19 protein-coding genes are annotated in these 21,717 nt (G+C 69.9%); 12 read left to right on the top strand and 7 right to left on the bottom strand.

Annotated elements, in window-relative coordinates:
- Positions 1 to 79 precede the first annotated feature (79 nt).
- A complete protein-coding gene (locus AB4Z55_RS20580) occupies positions 80 to 1,711 on the top strand; it encodes a DEAD/DEAH box helicase (protein WP_101821926.1) in 1,632 nt (543 codons plus the stop codon).
- A 246-nt stretch (positions 1,712 to 1,957) separates the two neighbouring features.
- On the opposite strand, the gene AB4Z55_RS20575 is transcribed toward AB4Z55_RS20580, so the two are convergent.
- The 5 genes from AB4Z55_RS20575 to AB4Z55_RS20555 form a co-directional block, all read right to left on the bottom strand.
- The gene (locus AB4Z55_RS20575) at positions 1,958 to 2,755 is read right to left on the bottom strand and encodes a maleylpyruvate isomerase family mycothiol-dependent enzyme (RefSeq protein WP_354559899.1); all 798 of its coding nucleotides are present in this window, start codon (positions 2,753 to 2,755) and stop codon (positions 1,958 to 1,960) included.
- Positions 2,756 to 2,902: 147 nt separating this feature from the next.
- The gene (locus AB4Z55_RS20570) at positions 2,903 to 3,865 is read right to left on the bottom strand and encodes a DMT family transporter (protein WP_369520414.1); all 963 of its coding nucleotides are present in this window, start codon (positions 3,863 to 3,865) and stop codon (positions 2,903 to 2,905) included.
- Positions 3,862 to 4,344 carry a hypothetical protein gene (locus tag AB4Z55_RS20565; protein ID WP_248644969.1) on the bottom strand — a complete coding sequence of 161 codons (483 nt, stop codon included), beginning with the start codon at positions 4,342 to 4,344 and terminating at the stop codon, positions 3,862 to 3,864. The genes AB4Z55_RS20570 and AB4Z55_RS20565 overlap by 4 nt, the downstream gene beginning before the upstream one ends.
- 6 nt (positions 4,345 to 4,350) lie before the next feature.
- Positions 4,351 to 5,952: a 4Fe-4S binding protein gene (locus AB4Z55_RS20560; RefSeq protein ID WP_369520413.1), complete on the bottom strand. Its 1,602-nt coding sequence runs from the start codon at positions 5,950 to 5,952 to the stop codon at positions 4,351 to 4,353.
- A gap of 31 nt (positions 5,953 to 5,983) precedes the next feature.
- A complete protein-coding gene (locus tag AB4Z55_RS20555) occupies positions 5,984 to 7,018 on the bottom strand; it encodes a diiron oxygenase (protein WP_101821918.1) in 1,035 nt (344 codons plus the stop codon).
- Between the two features lie 441 nt (positions 7,019 to 7,459).
- Between AB4Z55_RS20555 and AB4Z55_RS20550 the strand changes: the two genes are divergently transcribed.
- From AB4Z55_RS20550 to AB4Z55_RS20530, 5 genes are read left to right on the top strand one after another with little or no spacing between them, the layout of a single operon-like run.
- Entirely contained in the window at positions 7,460 to 9,142 is a 1,683-nt protein-coding gene (locus AB4Z55_RS20550; RefSeq protein ID WP_276521986.1) for a hypothetical protein, read from the top strand.
- A 1-nt stretch (position 9,143) separates the two neighbouring features.
- Positions 9,144 to 9,593, top strand: a complete 450-nt coding sequence (locus AB4Z55_RS20545; RefSeq protein ID WP_354559906.1) for a hypothetical protein — start codon at positions 9,144 to 9,146, stop codon at positions 9,591 to 9,593.
- Positions 9,590 to 11,068 (top strand): FHA domain-containing protein, encoded by a 1,479-nt coding sequence (locus AB4Z55_RS20540; RefSeq protein ID WP_369520412.1) that lies wholly within the window; start codon positions 9,590 to 9,592, stop codon positions 11,066 to 11,068. Before AB4Z55_RS20545 ends, AB4Z55_RS20540 begins: the two co-directional genes overlap by 4 nt.
- A gap of 13 nt (positions 11,069 to 11,081) precedes the next feature.
- Positions 11,082 to 13,205: a cation:proton antiporter gene (locus AB4Z55_RS20535; protein ID WP_101821907.1), complete on the top strand. Its 2,124-nt coding sequence runs from the start codon at positions 11,082 to 11,084 to the stop codon at positions 13,203 to 13,205.
- 1 nt (position 13,206) lies between these two features.
- Positions 13,207 to 14,019 carry a protein kinase gene (locus AB4Z55_RS20530; protein WP_101821905.1) on the top strand — a complete coding sequence of 271 codons (813 nt, stop codon included), beginning with the start codon at positions 13,207 to 13,209 and terminating at the stop codon, positions 14,017 to 14,019.
- A gap of 45 nt (positions 14,020 to 14,064) precedes the next feature.
- Here AB4Z55_RS20530 and AB4Z55_RS20525 read toward each other — a convergent pair whose 3' ends face one another.
- Together AB4Z55_RS20525 and AB4Z55_RS20520 are read right to left on the bottom strand one after the other, a co-directional pair.
- Positions 14,065 to 15,549 (bottom strand): serine/threonine protein kinase, encoded by a 1,485-nt coding sequence (locus AB4Z55_RS20525; protein ID WP_369520411.1) that lies wholly within the window; start codon positions 15,547 to 15,549, stop codon positions 14,065 to 14,067.
- An 88-nt stretch (positions 15,550 to 15,637) separates the two neighbouring features.
- Positions 15,638 to 15,943: a hypothetical protein gene (locus tag AB4Z55_RS20520; RefSeq protein ID WP_248644974.1), complete on the bottom strand. Its 306-nt coding sequence runs from the start codon at positions 15,941 to 15,943 to the stop codon at positions 15,638 to 15,640.
- A gap of 201 nt (positions 15,944 to 16,144) precedes the next feature.
- Here AB4Z55_RS20520 and AB4Z55_RS20515 point away from each other — a divergent pair, with 201 nt between their 5' ends.
- The 6 genes from AB4Z55_RS20515 to AB4Z55_RS20490 all read left to right on the top strand — a co-directional run bounded on the left by AB4Z55_RS20515 (position 16,145) and on the right by AB4Z55_RS20490 (position 21,687).
- Positions 16,145 to 17,008 carry a universal stress protein gene (locus AB4Z55_RS20515; protein ID WP_033203817.1) on the top strand — a complete coding sequence of 288 codons (864 nt, stop codon included), beginning with the start codon at positions 16,145 to 16,147 and terminating at the stop codon, positions 17,006 to 17,008.
- Positions 17,009 to 17,080: 72 nt separating this feature from the next.
- The gene (soxR, locus tag AB4Z55_RS20510; RefSeq protein ID WP_004019988.1) at positions 17,081 to 17,530 is read left to right on the top strand and encodes a redox-sensitive transcriptional activator SoxR; all 450 of its coding nucleotides are present in this window, start codon (positions 17,081 to 17,083) and stop codon (positions 17,528 to 17,530) included.
- Between the two features lie 70 nt (positions 17,531 to 17,600).
- Positions 17,601 to 18,689 (top strand): patatin-like phospholipase family protein, encoded by a 1,089-nt coding sequence (locus AB4Z55_RS20505; protein ID WP_354559914.1) that lies wholly within the window; start codon positions 17,601 to 17,603, stop codon positions 18,687 to 18,689.
- A complete protein-coding gene (locus AB4Z55_RS20500; protein ID WP_004019986.1) occupies positions 18,686 to 19,915 on the top strand; it encodes an MFS transporter in 1,230 nt (409 codons plus the stop codon). Before AB4Z55_RS20505 ends, AB4Z55_RS20500 begins: the two co-directional genes overlap by 4 nt.
- Positions 19,916 to 20,008: 93 nt before the next feature.
- Positions 20,009 to 21,274 (top strand): arginine deiminase, encoded by a 1,266-nt coding sequence (locus AB4Z55_RS20495; protein ID WP_033203667.1) that lies wholly within the window; start codon positions 20,009 to 20,011, stop codon positions 21,272 to 21,274.
- Complete coding sequence (locus AB4Z55_RS20490; RefSeq protein WP_354559915.1) at positions 21,271 to 21,687, top strand: GntR family transcriptional regulator; 417 nt, start codon at positions 21,271 to 21,273, stop codon at positions 21,685 to 21,687. Before AB4Z55_RS20495 ends, AB4Z55_RS20490 begins: the two co-directional genes overlap by 4 nt.
- Positions 21,688 to 21,717 lie beyond the last annotated feature (30 nt).

Raw genomic sequence — 21,717 nt, 5'->3', positions numbered from 1 at the left:
GCGTGTTCGCCACCGGCACCGCCTTGCACGTCAGTCGTGCTGTTCGCGTGCCAAGCACAGGAAGACACCTGCACACCACATGACTGCTGTACTCGAAACCCCGACGACCACCCCTGCCGACGCCGCTGCGTCTGCTCCCGGTGTGTCGTTCGAATCCCTCGGTGTTCCAACCGAACTCGTCAAGGTCCTGGCCTCGCAGGGCAAGACCGACGCCTTCCCGATCCAGCAGGACACCCTGCCCGACACCCTCGACGGCAAAGACGTCCTGGGCCGCGGCAAGACCGGATCGGGCAAGACCCTCGCCTTCTCCATCCCGCTCGTCGCCGGCCTGGCCGAGATGCAGGTCAAGCGCTACGTGGGAGCACCCACCGGCCTGATCCTGGCGCCCACCCGCGAGCTGGCGACCCAGATCGCCGCGGTCGTCGAGCCGCTTGCCGCTTCCGTGGGACTCACCGTCACCACCGTCTTCGGCGGGGTCAAGCAGACCCGCCAGGAGCAGGCGTTCCGCCGCGGCGTCGACATCGTCGTCGCCTGCCCCGGTCGTCTCGAGGACCTGATGCGCCAGGGCATCGTCCGCCTCGACGAGGTCGAGATCACCGTGATCGACGAGGCCGACCACATGGCCGACCTCGGCTTCCTCCCCGTCGTGACCAAGATCCTGGCCGCGACCCCCGCCGACGGACAGCGGATGCTGTTCTCGGCGACGTTGGACAACGGCGTCGACAAGCTCGCCAAGCGCTTCCTCGACAACCCGGTGCTGCATTCGGTGGACTCGGCGGAGTCGCCGGTCGCCGCGATGACCCACCACGTCTTCGAGGTCTCCTCGGCGAACAAGCAGGATCTCGTCGCCGAACTCGCCTCCGGCACCGGGCGCCGCATCCTGTTCATGCGCACCAAGCATCAGGCCAAGAAGCTCGCCAAGAAGCTGACCGAGGCCGGGATCCCCGCCGTCGACCTGCACGGCAACCTCAGCCAGGCGCAGCGCGACCGCAACCTCGCCGCATTCGGTGAGGGAGACGTCCGCGTCCTCGTCGCCACCGACGTCGCCGCCCGCGGCGTGCACGTCGACGGCATCGAGCTCGTCGTTCACGTCGACCCGCCGGCCGAGCACAAGGCGTACCTGCACCGCTCGGGCCGCACCGCCCGGGCCGGGTCGGCCGGCGACGTGGTGACCGTGTGCCTGCACGAGCAGCGTCGTGAGGTCGCGCAGCTGCTGCGCAAGGCGAAGATCAACGTCACCCCCGTCTCCGTCGACGCCTCGTCGGCGGCCGTCGACGAGCTCGTCGGCGAGCGCGCGCCCCGCGTGTCCGCAGCCGCGCGCGCCGCAGCCGAGGCCGCGCGTGGCGGCGGTGCTCAGGGTGGTCGGTCCCAGGGCGGCCGCGCTCAGGGTGGCCGGTCACAGGGGAGTCGCCGCGGCGGTCGTGGCCGAGGCCAGGGCGGTAACGGCAGTGCTCGAGGCGAGAACCGGAGCGCCGGCACCGGCGGTGGCCGGAACGCCGCCGGCGGTGACGCGCGCGGCACCCGCGGCGAGGGCCGCGGACGTCCGGCCCGGAGTGACTCACGGTCGGGCGGTTCGCGCTCGGCCGAGGGTCGCACAGGCGGTCAGGGTCGAGGCGCGGGACACTCGCGGGCCGGCGATCAGCAGCGCGCGGGCAGCCGCGGGCAGGGTCGTCGGGTGAGCCGCCCCGCTGGTTCGCCGACCGGTCGCTGAACCTGATACGTCAGCCGCACAATCGAAGAACGGCGCTCGCCTACGCGAGCGAAGCGAGCCTCGAGGGGCTGGTGACCATGGTCGCCGCCCTTCGAGGCTCGTCGACCTCGACGCGCTCCTTCGTCGCTTGCTCGGCCCGGCGGCTTTCGCTCCTCGCACCTCAGGGGGCAGAGGGGCGGCCCTCTCTCCGGATTACGGGAACCAGGAATCTGGTGCTGCTTTCGGATCAGGGAGCAGCGCGCCCGCTCAGGCAGGTAGGAATCGCTGGGCCAGCCGCGGTGCGAGCCACGGGCGGGCGCCCCAGGCGATCGCCTTGCCGGTGAGGCCGATCCATCCCGGCGACACCCGGCCGTAGCCGGCCAGCAGGGCGGTGGCCGGGTCGACGCTGATGTGTACGTCGGGGCGGCGGGGTTCCGGCGGGTCGATCACGAGCTCGCCGTCGGTGAACTCGTAGACATGGCGTTCGCCGCACCCGCGCAACCGGATGTCGTAGGTGCCGGAATGGCCGGCGGCGTTCACCGGATCGACCCAGCTCGGCAGGATGTGCTGGCGGGCGCGGATGATCATCGACACCACCTCGGGCTCGACCCACCAGCGGGCGCCGACGGCCCGGGCGATGTCGTGGGCGTGCACGACGAACTCACCGATCAGCAGACCCAGTGCGGCGTCCGCGCGGATGAGGCGGTCGCCGTCGAAGTGCATCTTGGGGACCTGGGCGTGGAAGTGCGACACCTCGTCGACGAGTTCGCGCAGGTCGTCGGCCAGCCGACGGCACAGCAGTCGCACGTCCCGGGTGGGCAGGTTGGCGATCTGCTTGGCGTTGAAGTCGGGGACGTCGACCGCCGAACAACACCATTCGCCCTCGCCGCGGGCGAGTCCGAGAAAGCGCGACGGTGCCGACGCGACATGACCCAGGCAGTCGGTCAGCGTCCAGCCGGGGACGTCCGGGAGCCGGGTGTCGGGGTCGTCGACCCCGAGCACGAGATCGGTGAACCGATCCCCGGTCGTGAGCGCGGCGTCGATGTAGTCAAACCTCGAGAACATCCCCGTCGCGCGTGGTTCCTCCCCCCACATGGGGCACGACAGTACCCCGGCGCGTTGCGACGTGCGACACATTCAGTCCCAACACGCCGAACCTGGGGACAGATGTGCAACGTGCGCAACATTATTCACAAACGCGCACGGTGATTCTCAATCGTGTGACGCTGCCGGGGCGGCTTCGCCGAGACGGACGCACACGACGCCGAGCACGATGAGCAGGCCGCCGGCGAGTTGGATCGGTGCCGGCAGTTCGTCGAGAACCAGCCAGGCGAAGACCACCGCGAACAGGACCTCGGACAGGGCGACGAAGGACATCACGCGCGCGCCGAGGAGCCGCCCGCCCGCGATGCCGAAGCCGTAGGCCATGGCGGCCGAGACCACACCGAGCAGGACCAGCGGCACCCACCAGGCCACCTCGAGTGCACCGACCCGGACCGGAACGGTGGTCATGGTCATCGGCAGGAGTCCGGTCAGTCCGGCGCCGACGAGGGCCAGCGCACCGATGAGCAGGCCGCCGGCGGCGAGGCTCAACGGCGGCCAGCCCGTGCGATCGTCGGCCGAGATCACGAAGTAGGCGGCGGCCCCGACCATCGCGGCCAGCGCCCACAGCACCCCGACCGCACTGATCGGCACGTCGCCCGTCAGGTCGAGCACGAGTGCCAGTCCGGCGATCGCGAGGGCCGCGCCGAGGACCGTGACCCGTCCCGGATGCTGACCGTGGCGGAGCCACAGCCACACCAGCACCGCGACCGGCGCGGTGTACTCGATGAGCAGTGCGACCCCGACCTGCAGGTAGGTCACCGCGTAGAAGTAGGCGAGCTGACAGCCTGCCACGGCGAGCAGGCCATAGCTGACGAGCACGGGCCAGGACCGGCGGCCGGGTCGGTCCGGGACGGGCCGTCGGCGATCGCGGAAGGCGAGCAGGCCGGGCACGGCCAACACCAGTCCGCCGAGCGCGATGCGCACCGTGACCGTCGCGCCGGCCGACCACCCCGCCTCGATCATGGCCCGGGCGAGTACGCCGGAGATGCCGAAGCAGGCCGAGGAGATGAGGGCCAGCGTGATGCCGAGGGCAGGTCGGGGGAGGGCGGGAGTGCGGTCCGCGGAGCTCACGGATTCTTCGCGGCGACGATCGCCGTGCGAACGGCTTCGCGGCACTCCGGCCCGGCCGGCTCGCCGGTTCCGAGGTAGAAGCTGCCCGGGCGACCCTCGTCACCGGCGAACCCGGTCACCGAGAATCCGTCCGACTCGGGAACATACGGGGTCGACGACATCGACGCGACAGCCAGCGGACACGACAACGCCGCGACCCCGCGCTTGGCCCCGGACACGACGACGATCAGGTGGGTCGGGTGCAGCACGATCAGCGTCTGGTGCTCGGAGTCGGGGTCGACCGGGTTGCTGCGTCGTCCGAAAACCTTGCCGAGGAACGTCGTCGACGGCGGGTTGATGCTCCGCGTGATCCACGCCGGCAGATCATCGGTGACCGTGAGCTGCTTCGACTCGGCGTGGTCGCGCAGCGTCGCGGCGACGTCGGCGGGAAGGTCGGACAGATCGGCACGCACGGTGGTGCGCTGATACGCGGGCCCCATGGCTGCTCAATCTAGTGCAGTGGCCCCGCCGTCGAGGCCGGCGACGGACTGTGCGACACCCAGACGTCGGCCGAGTAGCCGACGCCGACGCGGCACCGAGACCTCCGGCGCCTTCGCCTCGAGGTCGTCGAGCAACGATGCGACGGTCTGCGCGGAGTCGGTCTTGTTGGTGCCGATGAAGCCCGACGGCCCTCGCTTGATCCACCCCGTCACGTACATGCCCGACACGGGTTCGGTCCCGTCGAGAACGCGGCCGTCGAGGTGGGGGATGACCCCCGCGGCGTCGTCGAACGGCAGGCCGGGTACCGGCACGCCGCGGTAGCCGACCGAGGTGAGGACCAACCCGGTCTCGAGAGTGGTGGTGTCGCCGGTGGGTTCGATGCCCACCGCGGACCCGGCGTCGTCGACGACCGGCCGGTTGCGGCCGACGACCAACGCGCTCGCCCGACCGTGGGGGCCTGCGGTCACCTCGGACGGAGAGCTGAAGAAGGCCAGCCGGATTCGACGGCCCGTCGGCTCGGGGCGCGCGGCGCATTCGGCCAGGATCTCGAGTTTGCCGCGGACGGTGGCGTCGAGATCGGCCGGCGCGGGGAGCGCATCGAGATCGGCGGCATCGACGGTGACCGGGACACCCGAATCGACCAGTCCGATGAGTTCGGGCAGGGTGAACGCCGCGTGCGCGGGTCCGCGACGTCCCATCACGACGACTTCGCGCACCGACGAGGCCCGCAGGGTCGCCAGCGCACTGCGAGAGATGTCGGTGGCCGCGAGCGTGTCCGGGTCGGCGACGAGAATGCGCGCGACATCGAGGGCGACGTTGCCGTTGCCCACGACCACGACACGCTCGGTGTCCAGGTCGACGTCGAGGTCGGTGAAGTCCGGGTGGCCGTTGTACCAGCCCACGAAGGAGGTCGCACTGGACACACCCGGGAGGTCGAATCCGGGCAGTGCGAGTCGCCGGTCGGTGGGGGCGCCGCCCGCCCAGATCACGCCCTGGTGTCGGGCGCGCAGGTCGGCCAAGGTGAGATCCCGCCCGACCTCGGTGTTCAGCAGGATCTCCAGACGCGGGTTGCGCGCGATGTCGTCGAACAGCTCCATCACCTTGCGGGTGTGCAGGTGATCGGGTGCGACGCCGAAGCGTGCCAGCCCGAACGGTCGGTCGAGGCGCTCGTACATGGTGACCGAGACCTGCGGCTGCCGCAGCAGCTCGTCGGCGGCATACATCGCGGAGGGACCCGACCCCACGATGCCGATCGAGATCGAGCGCTCGACGGCCAGCTGCCGCGGCCGGTCGATGGGTGCGAGTGGCAGCCGACGGGCCGGGTCGACGGGGAAGCGAGCGGCCCCGTCGACCGGATCGTGGTACTGCGTCGCGTTGACCTCGACGAACCGCTCCTGGCCCGCGGGCAGGCGGTGACCCGGGACGATGGCGCCGACCGGGCACGCACTGACACACGCGCCGCAGTCGACACAGGTCGCGGGATCGATGTACAGCATCTCGGCGATGCCGAAATCGGGTTCTTCGGGCGTGGGGTGGATGCAGTTGACGGGGCATGCATAGACGCACGACGCGTCGCCGCAGCACGCCTGGGTGACGACGTGGGGCATGGTCTCGGGATCTACCTGCGTTCGGTGCGGCTCAGGCCGCGGTGTATGTGGGCTCGCTGCGGAAACGCGAGGGGCGGCCGCTGATGCCGAGTGCACGCCACAGCAGTCGCGACACCGGGTTCATCAGCCCGCTCTGCTCGCCGAGCATCCGAACGTCGCCGAAGACGTTGCGCAGGAAGCGCTTCGACTCCGCCGACCGCCAGAAGATGTCCTTCATGACCTCGTCGGGGACGTCGAAACGCTTGGCGAATCCACGTGGGGGCACCACGATCGCGCCGCACAGGATGCGCATGGTCAGCGGGAGCATGAGGGACAGGATGAACCGCTGGAAACGGCCACGCTGCGGCACCTGCTCACGGATGAGGTGATGGGCGAACGAGATGTGGCGCGCCTCCTCGGCGACATGGAGCTGCATCACCGCCGCCATCGTGGGATGCAGGCTGGCGCGGGTGCGCAGGAAGTCCTTCTGGATGTGGTCGATCGGCTCCTCGCCGCCGAGGACCCCGAAGAAGAACAGGGTGGGGAAGACGGTCGAGACGAGCGGGACGAACGGAGAGATCAGCCGGTAGCCGATCTTGGCGCCCGGCACGTCCACCCCGGTGCGGTTGATGAACTCCTGGAACATCAGGGTGTGGTTGCACTCCTCCTTGGATTCGTGCGTGGTGTACCGGAATTCGCGCGCGCCGTTGGGGAGCTTGAAGCTGTACTGCATCAGGCCGCGGATGAGGATCGACTCGAACTGCAGTCCGACCTTGGCGACGTTGGCCTGGCGCCACATGCCGATCTCGATCTGCTTCTCCTGAGGGAGCTGCTGGTACCACGGGTGACGCCCGATGGGATCGACCTCGTAGGACAGGATCCAGCGGGGGTCGTTCTCGGTGATCGCCATGTGCGGCGCGTCCCAGTCGATGTCGACGTAGGGGTCGAAGTTGCGGTGCACGGAGGCCGCGGAGAGGTCGTCGAGCACCTGGCCGTAGTCGTGGTCGCCGCCGGACTTGTCGTGCTGCGGCACGTAGCGGGCGGGGGCCTCGTGCTCCCGATCGGTCGGGGTCAGTGCTTTCGTCATCGTCGCATCCCTTCGGCTGGGCGGCTCGGTCGGTGAAACAGACCACAGCGGATGACTCGAACGTATTTCGACGCCGCCTTATTTGTCAACAGTCGATGTCACGTTCGATACCGGCACAATGGGCTGGTGCACCTGTCGGCCGATGTCCGGCTTCGGGGGCTGACCTGGTGAGACGGGTGTAATTCGATCGGGTTATATAACCCGGTCGAGGCGATGGTCGCGGGTTAGAGTTACCACCGTCCGTGCCCGTGTCTGCTCACCTGGAGGAGCGATGTCCCGTCGTGTTCACGCGTCCCAGCGCTTCCGGGCCCCGACGCACTCCACCTGCGCCCGCCGGCACGAAGCGCCCGCGGTCGTGACCCGGGTCCGGAGCCGGTCGTGAATCAGCCGCCGCAGGGTCCGACGCGTGTCGTCCCCCCGCCGGGCGGGCCCCCGCCGGGTATGCCCCATCCGGGCGGTCCCCGCCCGGGTGCGCCGGGTCCCCATCGGCCCGGTCCACCGCCCCCGCCTGCTCCCGGTCCGACGCCGCGGCAGGCCCCGCGGTCGCCGAACCGGGGTGCGCCCGGTCCCGGCGGTGCCCTCGGCGATCTGACCCCGCAACTCATCGACACCGACATCTGGACCGACGCGATGGTCGAGGGAGCGGGCATTCCCGTCGTCGACGTCCCGTTCGTGACGGTCGGGTCGGGCATCGGCTCGTTCGTGACCGTCGACTACTTGCGGATCAGCGGGGTGCCGCTCGATCGGATCGCGGTGCTCGGCCCGCAGGATGTGCCGTGGCACAGCTACGAGTATCTGACGCGGGTGTCGCAGATCCCCCGCGGGGAGCGCCTGCGTTCCGACTCGGCGTCGACCCCGGACAACATCTGGGGTTTCCCGTCGTACGCGGTCCGGGAGGCGTGGGCGGACAAGAAGTTCAAGCCTCTGTGGAACGTGTTGGTGGAACCCGTCTTCGCGAACTTCTACACGCCGAAGGCCGGACAGGCATTCGCCTCGATGGAGAAGGAGTGCGAGCGCATCGGCTACCTGAAGTGCCTGCACCGCGGCCAGGTCCGGATGATCCGGCGCCGCGCCGGTGGCGGGTATTTCACGATTCTCACACCGCCGCAAGGATCTTCGCCCACCAAGCGGGTGGCGTTCCGCAGCCAGTGGGTCCACGTCGCGATCGGTTACCCCGGGATCAAACTGCTGCCCGATCTGCAGGCGTTCCGGGAGACCTACCGCGACGCCAGCAAGGTCGTGAACGCCTACGAATCCCACGAACACATCTATCAGTCGTTGCAGCGCAAGCCCGGCACCGTGGTGATCCGCGGCGCCGGGATCGTCGCCTCCCGGGTTCTCCAGCGACTCATCGACGATCGCGACGCGTACGGACTCCAGACGCAGATCGTGCACCTGTTCCGCACCTACTACGACAAACCGCACGGGCCGCACATCTTCATGCGGCGCAAGGGCAAGGACGGCTGGGCCTATCAGGGGTTCAACTACCCGAAGTCGGTCTGGGGCGGACAGCTCAAGGCCCGGATGCGCAAGCTCGAGGGGCATGAGCGGGCCGAGGCGTACAAGCAGATGGGCGGCACCAACACGCCGGTCCGCGACGACTGGCAGGAGCAGCTGGCGCGTGGGCGGCGCGAGGGCTGGTACCGCGTCGCCGTCGGCAAGGCGGAGAGTCTGGTGCCCGCGGCGGGTGGTCAGGGTGTGGTGACCACGGTGCGGGTCGACCCGCACGCACCGATCCGGCAGGACCACCGGCCCGACGGGACCTTCGAGATCTACGCGGACTACGTGATCGACTGCACCGGACTCGAAGCCGACGTTCGCGAGCACCGCCTGCTGCGCGACCTGCTCGACCACACCGGTGCCGGCATCAACCCCGTCGGCCGCATGGATGTCGAACGTGACTTCGAGCTGAAGGGCACGCGGAGCGGGAACGGCAAGCTCTACGCCTCCGGCAGTGCCACACTCGGGGGCTATTTTCCCGGCGTCGACACGTTCCTCGGCCTGCAGATCGCCGCCCTGGAGATCGTCGACGACCTGGCGCGCCAGGGTTTCTGCAAGCGCCTGACGCCGTGGCGGTCGACCGCTCAGTGGTGGCGCTGGATGAACAACAAGGGAGTCGACTGACATGTTGCCCACCCTGTGGGGGCGAATCCAGACCCGCGTGCTCGTGCTCGGCATCCTCGGTGGTCTGTGGACCGTCGTGCTGGTCCCGTTCCTCTGGCTGATCTCCTCGGGTGATCCGACGATCCTCGACGTCTACCGGGTCGCCTTCACCGTGCTCGTCACCGTCATCGTCCTCGGGGTGTTCTGGGAATTCCTGTACCACTTCCTGCAGCAGTTCCGGTGGGAGAAGGACTGGCCGACGCTGTTCGGGCTCCTCACCGCCATCAACGAGGGAATTCTCGTGTGGGTGGTGATCGACAACACGGGACTCATCCCGGAATCCCTCCGGCCAAATCCCTTCGTGTTCTCGGTCCAGTTCGTCACCACGTGGCTGCTCGTGTGGGTGGCGGTCAACGGGCCACTGCGAGCGGTCTTCCCCCACTGGCGATTCCAGGGAGGTCGTTTCCTGTGACCAGTCCGGGCGACATCCCCAGCGTCACACCGACCGTGACGCTGATCCGCGGGGAGGGGGTCGTGATCCGGACGCCGGCGTTCCTGTGCCTGTTGAACGACACGGTGCCCGCGTCCTTCCTCACCGACCTCCTCGACATCGAATCGGCGGTCTCCGTGCCGGATTCGGCACCCCGACGCGGACGGCACCTGGTGCGGGCGCTGGCGCAACTGGTGGCCACCGCAGCCGACCCGGTCGACATCGCCTTCGCCGCACCCGACAGTGCCGGCATCGCGATCTTCCTCTCGGGCCGGGTGTACGGCGAGACCGACGGCAAGCGTGTCGAGCCGGCCGCCGGCGACACCTACGACCGCGCCGTGCCGTGGCCGTACGAGGGTCTCGGGCTGTATCTCGCCGGCACCGAGCCGGCCGAGGTCGGCGAGGAGCGATTCGACCTGGTCGAGGGCACGGTGCCCGCCGCGGGTGCGTTGCTGCACACTCCACTCGGTCTGCGCGGCACCGAGTTCCACGCGGTGTCCGACAGAGCGGCGCAGCCTCGGCCCGACAGAGCGGCGCAGCCGCGGCCGGACCGGGTGGTCGAACCGCCCCGACCCGACCCGGATGCGGGGCCGCCGACCGAGGCGCTGGGAGGGCTCGACGAGCCGGATCCCGAGATGCTCAGAACTCCGGCACCCGAAGCGGAACCGGAGCCCGACCCGATGGGCACCACCGAACGGATGGCCCCCGGCGCCGGGAGTCTCGGATCGCCCGCGCCGGGCCCGCTGCCGTTCACCTCGACTCCGCTGGGCGGCCCGTTCGAGGCGGAACCGTTGTCGCCGAACGCGCCGCTCCCGTCCGAGCCCGCGCCGCGGGACACCATGCCGCCGGGCGGACGCGCGCCCGTCGAACCCGGAGCCGCGTCGAATCCGTTCGCCGAGCCTCTCGAACCGCGCGCGCCCCTGCCCAAGGCAGAGCATCAGAAGCCCGCGACCGAGGTCGTCAAGATCGAGGCCTCCCGGGCCATGGTCCACGGGATACGTTGCTCGCGGGGCCATCTGAACCACCCGCAGTCGTGGCTGTGCGGAGTCTGCGGAATCCGGATGGATCAGTTGACGACGTTCCTCGTCGAGGGGGAGCGGCCGCCGCTGGGCTGGTTGCTGCTCGACAACGGATTCACCTTCCTGCTCGACGAGGACCTGGTCATCGGTCGAGAGCCGGGATCAGCCGGAGGCGGACCGGCGGGTTCGCCCAAACCGATTCGCGTACAGGACGAAACCGGTCAGCTGTCGCGGCGGCACGTCGAGATCCGGCTGGTGGAGTGGACGGTGCAACTGGTCGACCTCGGGTCCGCCAACGGCACCTTCGTCGCCGATCCCAGCAACGGCAACCGCGAGACCCGCCTGCTGCCGCATCGTGCCCATGTGCTGGTGCCCGGATCGCATGTGCGAATCGGCGGTCGGCACTTCATCTTCGAGTCGCACCACGCCCGCGTCTGAGGGAACCGAGGTCATGGAGAAACACACGATCGCCTTCCTGCTGCTCGACGTCGCGGTCGTCATCGCCGCCGCACGGGTGGGCGGGATGATCGCGCGGGCGTGCCGTCAGCCGGCCGTGGTCGGCGAGATCGCCGCCGGGATCGCGCTGGGCCCCAGCCTGCTCGGACTCCTGCCCGGCGATCCCGACCAGTGGCTGTTCCCCGACGACGTCCGGCCGCTGCTGGGCGCGCTGGCGCAGATCGGTCTCGTGCTGTTCATGTTCATCGTCGGCCTCGAACTGGACATGCGGCTGACCAAGGGGCGTGAACGCGCGGCGGCGAGCATCTCGGCCTTCTCGATCGCCCTGCCGTTCGCTCTCGGTGCCGGGCTCGGAGTGCTGCTCTACCCCTCGCACAACATGGTCGGGGGCATGGAGATCGAACGGCTCGGGATGGTGCTGTTCATGGGCGTCGCGATGTCGATCACCGCCTTCCCGGTACTGGCGCGAATCCTCACCGACCGCGGGATGATGCGGACCGTCCCCGGTGTGTTCAGCCTGGCCGCGGCCGCGATCGACGACATCCTGGCGTGGACGCTGCTGGCCTTCATCATCGCGATCATCCAGGGCGGCAGTCCGCTCGAGGTCGCCAAGATCGTCGGGCTCACGCTCGTGTACGCGGCCGTGATGTTCGGCGTGGTTCGTCCCCTGCTGGCCAAGCTGATCGCGTGGCGCGACACGGCCGGCCGGCTCACCCCGGACATCCTGGCGGTCATCCTGATCGGGCTGTTCCTCTCGGCGGCGGCGACCGACGTCATCGGCATCCACCAGATCTTCGGCGCCTTCGTGTTCGGCGCGGTGATGCCGAAGGTGGGGGCCGAGCAACTGCACCGGGAGATCCTCGAGCGGCTCGAGCAGGCGAGCGTGCTGCTTCTGCTGCCGATGTTCTTCGTCGTGACCGGACTCAACGTCGACCTCACCGAGATCGGGTTCGCGGGGATGGGGCAGTTGCTCCTGGTCCTGCTCGTCGCGATCGCGGGCAAGTTCGTCGGTGCCTATGCCGGCGCGCGGGTGAGTGCGATACCCACCAGGCAGAGTGCGGCCATCGCGGTGTTGATGAACACGCGCGGACTGACCGAGCTGGTGATCCTCGCCGCCGGCCGGGAGCTCGGCGTGCTGAGCGACGAGCTGTTCGCCATGCTCGTCGTGATGGCGCTGGTGACCACGATCCTGACCGAGCCGTTGTTGCGCGTGGTGTACCCGGACCGGGTGGTGGCCAACGACATCGCGGCAGCCGAGCGGCGTGCGCTGGCCACCGCCACCGCACCCCGGGTCCTGGTGCTGATCCGCGATCCCGTCGGGACGGTCGCGGACCTGCGGGCGAGGCACCGGCGAATGCTGGATTGCGCCACCGGATTCGACGTCGTGCTGGCCGGTCTGCTCACTGCTCCGGATCGGTCCGCCCGTCCACTCGAGGTCGGTATCCCGGTGGTGCCGGACTTCGCGGCGATCGCCTCGGCCGTGGAGAAGCTCACCGAGCTGGGCTCGTCGCTGACCGGCGCGGGTTCGGTCTCTGTGCTGTGCCGGTTCAGCGCCGATCCGGCCGCCGACCTCGACGCGATGTCGGAGAACGCGCATGCCGACATCATCGTCGTGGACAGTGTGGACCGATCCCTGGGGGAGTCGCTGCGATCGGCCCCGGTCGCCGTGATCGACGAGGCCGCCGACGCGGCGGTGGCCCCGGGTCGCAGCACCGTCACCTGCTTCGCCGCCGACAGTCGCAGCGGCCGGACCGCTGCGCTGGTGGCCGCGGGTCTGGCGCTCTTCGGATCGCGCTCGCTGACCGTCGTCGCATCCGGGTCCCGGCGACGGTGGCTCGCAGATCTCAACGCTGTTGCGGAACAGGGAGTCTCGGTGTCGGTACAGGATCCGCGGCGGCATCGCGACGATGCGGTGTCGTTCGCCGTCGCCGCACCGGACGAGGGTGGCCCGGGCACACCGGTTCCGGTCACCGTCGTCGACAACACCGGGACAAGCGAGGAATCGCTGGGCGACCGCGTGGCGGCCCTCTATCCGCCGCCGGTGGCGCAACCCACGCCGTCGCGAGCGGCCCCCGACACATCCAGCCCCGACATCGGTTCATCATCGGAGAGGCACTGACATGGCGACAGTCGAGATCCCGCAGCAACTGGCGGATTTCACGGTGCTCGAGAAGCTCGGCATGGGCGGCAACGGGACGTTCTACCTCGCCGTGCCGCCGGCCCGATTGGGTCTGAGCACCGACCGCGTGGTGGTGAAGGTCTTCGGGGGAGTCTGCAGCGACGACGCCTACCGCCGAGGCGTGCGCGAACTGCGGGCATTCGCGGCTGTCGTGTCGCCCTACCTCGCGGGCCTCTACGACGCGGTGCTGCAGGGCCAGTTCATGTACGCGATGGAGTACTTCCCGCTCGGCTCGCTGGGCAGTCCGGCCCGCGAGTTCGGCCGAGACGAGAAGCTGGCCGCCATCGCCGACGCGGCGCGCGGGGTCGACGCACTGCACGAAGCCGGGATCGCGCACGCCAACATCACGCCGTCGAGCATCATGGTCACCGACACCGGTGGCAAGATCTCCGATCTCGGCCTGGCCCGGGTCCTCGCCGCCGACGAACCCATCACGAGCTTCGCCCAGCCCGGCGCGGTGCAGTACATGGATCCGGCACTGCTGGCGGGTGACGTGCCCTCGCGTGCGACCGACATCTGGTCGCTCGGAGCCTGTCTGCACCGTGCCCTCACCGGCGACGGGGTGTACGGGGAGGTCCCGGACGCCCAACCCCTGCTGGCGATCCGGGCGGCGCTGTCGACCCCGCCGGCGCTGTCGGAGAATCTGGACCGCGACGAACGCACCCTGATCGCCAACTGCCTGGCGCTTGCCGGTTCCCGTCCGTCGACCGCCGCGGAGGTCGCCGGCCGGATCGACGCGCTCCGCGGGCGCTGACCCACCACCTCGCACCGGCCGCCGGGCGGGCGACAGTCCGGGCGGTCAGCCCAGCGGCGCGGTTCGCCACCAGTCGTCCAGGATCTCGCGGCCGGTGTGCCCGGGCCACGTCGTCACCAGGGTGTACTCCGCGTGTGGTGAACCGCTGAAATTCGTGACGACCCAGCCGTCCTCCACACTGTCCCGGCTCGTCGAAGCCGGCCCGTCCCGCCAGCTGATCTCATCTCCCGGAAAACCTTTCAGGTCGGCCGTGACAGCGGCACGTGCGGCCGGCGTCGGCGTGCGCCACACCACGAATCCGACGCTCGCGTCGTCAGTACACGAGATGCCGTCGACGCCGTCGCGGAAGACGGCCGCGCAGGCGGCATCGCGCCAGCCGGTCCCCTCGGGTGTGTCGGGGAGGAGTTGCGGAAAGGCCGCGGCGATCGGGGCGACGGTCGACGGCCACGGGGGCCGGGTGGTGCGCGCACCGAGGAGCATCAGCGATCCGACGACGACGGCGACGACCAGCGCCGCGACGAGAAATGGTGCGATGATCCATCGACGGCGTCGTGGCGGCGCCGGCACCGGTGTCGTGGACGGCTGCCCCGTCGCCGCGACCGTCCGGTTCCGGTCGGTGCTGATCTCGGTCGGCCGGTCCGGATGACCTGCGGGCTGGAACACACGTGGGACGTGGTCCGGGCGGGGCGCGTTCGCGACGATGACCTCGGTCGGAGGTTCGCCGCCGGTGTGCGTGAGATGTAGGGCGAGTTCGGCGGCGCGGACGAATTCCGCGCAGGTGCGGTATCGGTGATCGGAACCGGCGTCGAGTGCGCGCGCCAGCACGGCGTAGAAGGCCGGCGACACGGCTCCCGACACCCGATGCCGTGCGACCGAGTCTGTGCCGGTGAGCAATTCGACGAGTGTTCGACCCAGGGAAGCGACATCGTCTGCCGGATGCGGCATCTGGTCACCGTTCGCCGGTGCGGTGAGGCCGAACCCGGTGAGCGTGACGACCCCGGGGGTCGCCGCGGTGGAGGCGGCCAGGTCTGCGGACTCGGCGAGCAGGATGTCGGCGGGGGAGACGTTTCCGTGCACCAGTCCTCGGCGGTGTGCGGCGTCGAGCGCCTCGCCCACGATCGAGACGATGCGCACGGCGAGTTCGTCGCCGATGCCGTCGGGCCGGCGGCGGACGAGCAGTGCGGCGTCGGAAGCAGGCACGGGTGTGACCGCCACCCATGACCGCCCGCCGGCAGAACCATGACCGGCGACGCGTGCGATCGCGGGATGCCGCATCGTGGAAGCCTTTTCGAGCGCGACGGGGAACCAACCGTGGAACCCGGGGTCGGCCGAGGTCCCCCGGTCGACGACGGTGAGCAGAACCTGCTCGGTAGGCGAACCCGGTGTCGGGGGGTCCCCGGCGCCGCCGTGGCGGACGGTCGCGAGATAGTCCGTACCGTGCGGGCGCCCGCGGAGCAGGCGGTCGATGCGATGAGGCCCGACGAGAGTGCCGGGCAGGAGTGGCTCGTCGTGAGCCGGACCGACGGACACGGCGCCCCCTCACCTCAGGTGAGTCCTGACTTTACCGGTCGGACCATGTCCGCCCGGGGTGATCAGTCGTCGGTCGTCGCCGCGCAGATCATTCGAAGAGGAGCGGGGCGGAGTTGAACAGCATCACGATGAAGAAGAACAGCAGGAACCACGCACCGCCCTGCCACACCTGCCAGCGGCCGTTGCGCTTCCAGACCAGGTACGTGCGATACAGCATCGCGCTCGCGCCCACGAGAACCACGACGGGGGAGGCCACGACGAGTACGGTCTGCAGCGAATCCGACGACGCGTGGGCGAGGAACAGCAGGCCGAGTCCGAGGGCGACGGTGATTCCGACGTGGATCAGGATCGCGCGAAAGTCGTTGGTGCCGTGCTGCGGAAGCGGTGACGTCATGGTGTCCACCAGGTTACACGCCGGGCGAATCGTGCAGAAAGCCACCGCGATCAGGACTTCGTACTCATTGCCGCGGCCACGACGTCGGGGCAGGATGGAGGGCGGGGCCGAACCGGGCCGCGCGGGGCGACCCGAACGGCCCGCGGCCGAACCCGAGGACCCCACCCGGGTCTGTCGAGATCAGAGGAGATGAGCCACAACATGAATGCGATACTCGTCGGCGTGGACGGGTCGGACGCGGCCACGGGAGCAGTGCGATGGGCCGCCCGGGCCGCCGCGGCCGAAGGTCTCGATCTCAAAGTGGTCGGTGTGTACGACGCCAGCACGAGTGACTACGCCCCCGGCCTCATCATCCCGCAGGACGTCGTCGACGCCATCCGCCAGGACGCGTCCGACGCCGTGCACGCGGCCGCCGACGCCGCGAAGGAAGTGGCGCCCGGGGTGACGGTCGCCACCTCGATCGTCGACGGCGACGCGACCCGGGTCCTGCTCGAGCTGGGCAAGGACGCGGCGATGATCGTGGTCGGCACGCGCCGTCTCGGCAGCGTGAAGGGACTGTTCCTGGGTTCGGTGAGCACCAGTGTCGCCGCCCACGCGCACGGCCGGGTCGCGGTGGTGGCCGCCGAGGGCAGTGACGCCGGCCCCGTCGTCGTGGGTGTCGACGGTTCGCCGGTCAGTGACGCCGCGGTCGCCGAGGCCTTCCGACAGGCGTCGCTGCGGAACGTTCCACTTCGGGCGGTGCACACATGGACCCCCCTCGACGCGGACGCGCTGCACGGTTACGGCATCGGGGCCGACGAGGTGGCGCGGATGACGCAGGACGCGGTGGAGGTGCTGGCCGAGCGGCTGGCCGGATACGCGCAGGACTACCCGGACGTGACGATCGAACGCTCCGTGCTGCCCGAGGACCCGGCGAAGGCCCTGCTCGACGCGGCGGGCGCCGACGCGTCGCTCCTCGTGGTCGGGAGTCGTGGGCGGGGTGGCTTCCGCGGGCTGCTGCTCGGTTCGACGAGCCAGAAGGTGATGCACCACGCCGAGTGTCCGGTGATGGTGGTCCGCGCCTGACCGGACGAACGCGGCGCGTCGTTCCCGATCGCGGACCGGGGCCGACGCACCGGCGGCGCTTACCATCGACGCATGACGCTGAAGAAGCTGGAGCTCTCGGTCGGGGAGCTCGCCCAGCGGGCCGGTATCGCCCCGTCGGCGGTCCGCTTCTACGAGGACCAGGGCCTCATCTTCAGTCGGCGAACCTCGGGTAACCAGCGCCGCTATCACCGGGCGATGCTGCGGCGCGTGGCCTTCATCCGCGCGTCGCAGGTCGCCGGTATCCCGCTGTCGGTGATCGGTGAGGTGCTCGCCGAACTCGGCGACCATGAATCCCCGCCCAAGTCGATGTGGGAAGCGGCGTCGAAACGCTGGATGGACGACATCAATCACCGCATCGCGCTGCTCGAGAACATGCGGGACATGATCGGCTCGTGCGTGGGTTGCGGTTGCCTCTCGCTCGGGGAGTGTCACCTCCTCAACCCCGGCGACGAACTCAACAAACTCGGTCCGGGGCCGCGCCGACTCCTCACCGATCAGTAGCGAGCTCGACCACAGCGGGTTCGGCCACTTGCGATTCGGGGCGCACAACTGCCGGCGGTACTGTTGCCCCATGGCTCGACCGTCGCGCGTGGCGCTGGCTCTGGGAAGTGGAGGCGCCCGCGGTTACGCGCACATCGGGGTGATCGCCGAACTCGAGGCACGCGGATTCGAGATCGTCACCGTCGCCGGCTCGTCGATGGGTGCGCTCGTCGGCGGCCTCTACTGCGCGGGCAAACTCGACGACTACGTCGACTGGATCTCCGGCCTGTCGCAGCTCGACGTCGTCCGGTTGCTCGACGTCTCACTGACCAAGCCGGGTGTCATCGGCGCCGAGCGCATCCTTCTCCGCGTACGAGAGATCCTCGGCGACACCGTGATCGAAGATCTCCCCGTCCCGTTCACCGCCGTCGCCACCGACCTGAACGCCGGTCGTGCGGTCTGGTTCCAGCGCGGTGTCCTCGCCGACGCCCTGCGCGCGTCGATCGCGATCCCGGGGGTCATCAGCCCGCACGAGCACGGTGGCCGGCTGCTCGCCGACGGCGGCATCCTCGATCCACTGCCGGTGGCGCCCACCTCGACGGTGTCGAGTGACGTGACCATCGGCGTCATCATCGGCTCCGACGGCGGTCCGGAGGCGGGCGCCATCCGCGAGCCGAAGGCCAAGGGACTGCTGCGCCGCAACGTGGCGCCGATCCTCGACAACGAGTTCATCCGCGCGGTCCGGGACCGGCTCGGCCACGAGGTGCCCCCGACCGAGCGCGGCGAGCCGTCGGCGACAGGCGGGGCGGCGACAGGCGGGGCGGCGACAGGCGGGGCGGCGACAGACGGGGCGACGACGGGTGGGGCAGCGACCGCCACCGGCGGTGCCGACATGGTCGACGCGGCGGCCGGGCCGGACTCCGTCCCCACCACCGAGCAGGCCGGGTTCGGCGTCGACGAGCCGGCTCGGATGGGACGCGTGGAAGTGCTCAGCCGGTCCCTTGACATCATGCAGGAGGCCCTGACCCGCTATCAGGTCGCCGGTTATCCGCCCGACGTCCTGATCAGGGTGCCTCGGCGGACGGTTCGCACGCTCGACTTCCACAAGGCCTCCGAGATGATCGAACTCGGCCGGACCCTGACCGCGCGAGCCCTCGACGACCTGCCCGAGCTGCCATGAGGCAGATCCCCCGCGGCATCTGGGTCCTGCTGTCGGCGAACGTCGTCATCGCACTCGGATACGGCTTCATCGCGCCCGCGTTGCCGACCTTCGCCCGCACCTTCAACGTGTCGTTCACGGCCGCGACCGCGGTCGTGTCGGCGTTCGCCGTCATGCGGCTCATGTTCGCGCCCGCGACCGGCCGCCTGGTCACGGTCTTCGGCGAGCGGCGCATCTATCTGACCGGCCTGCTGATCGTCGCGGCGAGCACGCTGGCGTGCGCGTTCGCCCAGACCTACTGGCAGCTGCTCGTCTTCCGCGGCCTCGGCGGAATCGGCTCGACGATGTTCAGCATCTCCGCGATGGCGCTGCTGATCCGGATGGCGCCGAGCGACATTCGCGGGCGGGTGTCGGGCTTCTTCTCGGCCGGGTTCCTCATCGGCAGCATCACCGGGCCGCTCATCGGGGCGGCACTCGTCGGCTTCGGCCTCCGTGTCCCGTTCGTGGTGTACGCGGTTGCGCTGCTGGTCGCGTCGACGGTGGTGGCCACCCAGCTGCGGGAGGTCATCGCCCCCGATCAGGCCGACGGCCCGGCCGGCGCGCTGATCGGTTTCCGGACCGCCCTGCGCGACAGCGCCTATCGGGCGATCCTCGCCTCGAACTTCACCCAGGGCTGGGCGTCCATGGGCGTCCGGGTCGCGGTGGTGCCGTTGTTCATCACCGAGAGTCTCGGTGCCGGAGCGGGAATGGCCGGGATCGTGCTGGCGATCTACGCCGCGGGCAATGTGCTGGCGATCCTGGTCGCGGGCCGGTTGTCGGACCGGTTCGGGCGGCGGCCCATCATGCTGCCCGGTCTCGTCATCACCGTCGTCGCGACCATCGCGCTCGGCTTCTCGCCGAACGTCGGCGTCGCCCTGGCGTTGTCGGTGGTCGCCGGAGTGGGCTCGGGTCTCTTCGCACCCACCCATCAGGCGGCCCTCGCCGACGTCCTCGGCAACCGTCAGCAAGGCGGTTCGGCGTTGGCCGCCTACGGAATGTCGTCGGACCTCGGCGCCGTCACCGGACCCGTGATCGTGGGGTTCGTGGCCGATCGGGTCGGCTTCGGCCCGGCGTTCGTGCTGACCGGGGTGGTGGCGGCGGTTGCGCTGGTCCTGTGGATCTTCGCGCGGGAGACCGCGCCGGCGATCGTGGGCGACGGCCCCACGATGACGCCGACCGACACGAACCCCCGCGGTGCCGATGAGTGATGTGCGCGGGCGGACGACGAATTACGGTTGAGCGATGACCGGTGCAGGGCAGTCGGATCACCCGTCTCGGCGGACCGTCGGACGCGTGGGCCGATGACGTCCGGCAACGGTGGCCGCGCGCCGGGATACGACTACGCGCTCGGGGCCGATTCGGAGGTCGGCGTCCTGCGGGCGGTCATGTTGCACCGTCCCGGCGACGAACTGCGCCGACTCACCCCGCGGAACAGCGATCAGCTCCTCTTTGACGGGCTCCCGTGGGTCGGGCGCGCGCAGGAGGAGCACGATGCGTTCGCGGAGGTGCTGCGCGGCCGGGGAGTCGACGTGTACCTCCTCGGCGACCTGCTCGCCGAGACGATCGCGCACAGCGGTGCGGCCCGAATCCAGGGCATCGCGGCGGCCGTCAGCGCACGCCGGCTGGGAACGCACCTCGCGGAGGATCTCGCCGCCCACTTGCGGGGTCTGTCGCCGGCCGACCTCGCCTACGTGCTGATGGCCGGGATGACGTTCGACGAGCTGCCGATCACCCCGTCGGCAGAGCGGTCGTCACTGGTGCGGCGGATGCACCACGGGCCGGAGTTCGCGATCGAGCCCCTGCCCAATCTGCTGTTCACCCGCGACAGTTCGTTCTGGATCGGTGGACGGTTCGCGATCACCTCGCTCGCGCTGCCCGCACGGGCCCGGGAGACGTCGCTGACTGATCTCATCTACGCCCATCACCCGCGGTTCACCGGCGCCCGACGTGCCTACGAGTCGCAGGTGGCGCCGGTCGAGGGTGGCGACGTGCTGCTGCTCGCCGCCGGTGTGGTGGCCGTCGGGGTCGGTGAGCGCACCACGCCTGCCGGGGCAGAAGCGCTGGCGCGCAGCCTGTTCGACGACCATTTGGCGCACACGGTGCTCGCGGTGCCGATCGAACAGTCGCGGGCCTTCATGCACCTCGACACCGTCTGCACGATGGTCGACACCGACGCCGTGGTGATGTATCCCAACATCCGCGACACGATGTCCGCGTTCACCCTCGTCCACGACGCCGCGACCGATGCGGTCCGGATCACCGGTGAACGGCCCTTCCTCGACGCGGCCGCCGAGGCGATGGGGATCTCCAAGTTGCGTGTCATCGACACCGGCCTCGACCCGGTGACCGCCGAACGGGAGCAGTGGGACGACGGCAACAACACCCTCGCCCTCGCCCCCGGGGTGGTGGTGTCCTACAACCGGAACTCCGAGACCAATCGGCGACTCCGCGATTCCGGCATCGAGGTCATCGAGATCGAGGGTCGCGAGCTGGGCTCGGGCCGCGGCGGGCCGCGGTGCATGTCGTGTCCACTCGCACGTGATTCTCGGGAAGGGGGCGCGTCGTGACCTCGGATTCATCGACCCCCGACGCGGCGAGCGACGCCGCCCCGTCGGCGCTCGCCGCACTGCGGATCGACGCAGACTCCGATCGGCCGCCCTTCGAGCAGGTGCGGGTCGGCGTCATCGACCTCATCGAATCCGGGCAGTTGCTCACGGGCGAACGCCTCCCGACGGTGCGGGCGCTGGCGTCGCGGCTCGGCGTGGCCGCCAACACGGTCGCGCGCAGCTACCGGGAGCTCGAGGCGGCCGGGGTCATCGAGACCCGTGGGCGGCAGGGATCGTTCATCAAGGCCGGTCGCCACGATGCGCTCGACGCCGGCTTCGCAGCCGCCGCCGCATACGTCGAAATCGCCCGTGAGCTGGGCTTCGACGATTCCCTGATCGTTGAGATGCTCAACCGTGTGCTCGGGCGAACTTGAATAGATTCACCGAGATTGATTGGCTTGAAC

The sequence above is a fragment of the Gordonia sp. ABKF26 genome (assembly GCF_041103195.1).
GTDB lineage: Bacteria > Actinomycetota > Actinomycetes > Mycobacteriales > Mycobacteriaceae > Gordonia > Gordonia terrae.
The sequence above is the reverse complement of the archived record's forward strand: the minus strand, read 5'-3'. Positions and strand labels throughout refer to the sequence as shown.

Coding starts and splice junctions, on each gene's coding strand:
- AB4Z55_RS20580 (WP_101821926.1), top strand. CDS start 80: ATGACTGCTGTACTCGAAACCCCGACGACCACCCCTGCCGACGCCGCT.
- AB4Z55_RS20575 (WP_354559899.1), bottom strand. CDS start 2,755: ATGTTCTCGAGGTTTGACTACATCGACGCCGCGCTCACGACCGGGGAT.
- AB4Z55_RS20565 (WP_248644969.1), bottom strand. CDS start 4,344: ATGGGGCCCGCGTATCAGCGCACCACCGTGCGTGCCGATCTGTCCGAC.
- AB4Z55_RS20560 (WP_369520413.1), bottom strand. CDS start 5,952: ATGCCCCACGTCGTCACCCAGGCGTGCTGCGGCGACGCGTCGTGCGTC.
- AB4Z55_RS20555 (WP_101821918.1), bottom strand. CDS start 7,018: ATGACGAAAGCACTGACCCCGACCGATCGGGAGCACGAGGCCCCCGCC.
- AB4Z55_RS20550 (WP_276521986.1), top strand. CDS start 7,460: ATGCCCCATCCGGGCGGTCCCCGCCCGGGTGCGCCGGGTCCCCATCGG.
- AB4Z55_RS20545 (WP_354559906.1), top strand. CDS start 9,144: ATGTTGCCCACCCTGTGGGGGCGAATCCAGACCCGCGTGCTCGTGCTC.
- AB4Z55_RS20535 (WP_101821907.1), top strand. CDS start 11,082: ATGGAGAAACACACGATCGCCTTCCTGCTGCTCGACGTCGCGGTCGTC.
- AB4Z55_RS20530 (WP_101821905.1), top strand. CDS start 13,207: ATGGCGACAGTCGAGATCCCGCAGCAACTGGCGGATTTCACGGTGCTC.
- AB4Z55_RS20520 (WP_248644974.1), bottom strand. CDS start 15,943: ATGACGTCACCGCTTCCGCAGCACGGCACCAACGACTTTCGCGCGATC.
- AB4Z55_RS20515 (WP_033203817.1), top strand. CDS start 16,145: ATGAATGCGATACTCGTCGGCGTGGACGGGTCGGACGCGGCCACGGGA.
- soxR (WP_004019988.1), top strand. CDS start 17,081: ATGACGCTGAAGAAGCTGGAGCTCTCGGTCGGGGAGCTCGCCCAGCGG.
- AB4Z55_RS20505 (WP_354559914.1), top strand. CDS start 17,601: ATGGCTCGACCGTCGCGCGTGGCGCTGGCTCTGGGAAGTGGAGGCGCC.
- AB4Z55_RS20500 (WP_004019986.1), top strand. CDS start 18,686: ATGAGGCAGATCCCCCGCGGCATCTGGGTCCTGCTGTCGGCGAACGTC.
- AB4Z55_RS20495 (WP_033203667.1), top strand. CDS start 20,009: ATGACGTCCGGCAACGGTGGCCGCGCGCCGGGATACGACTACGCGCTC.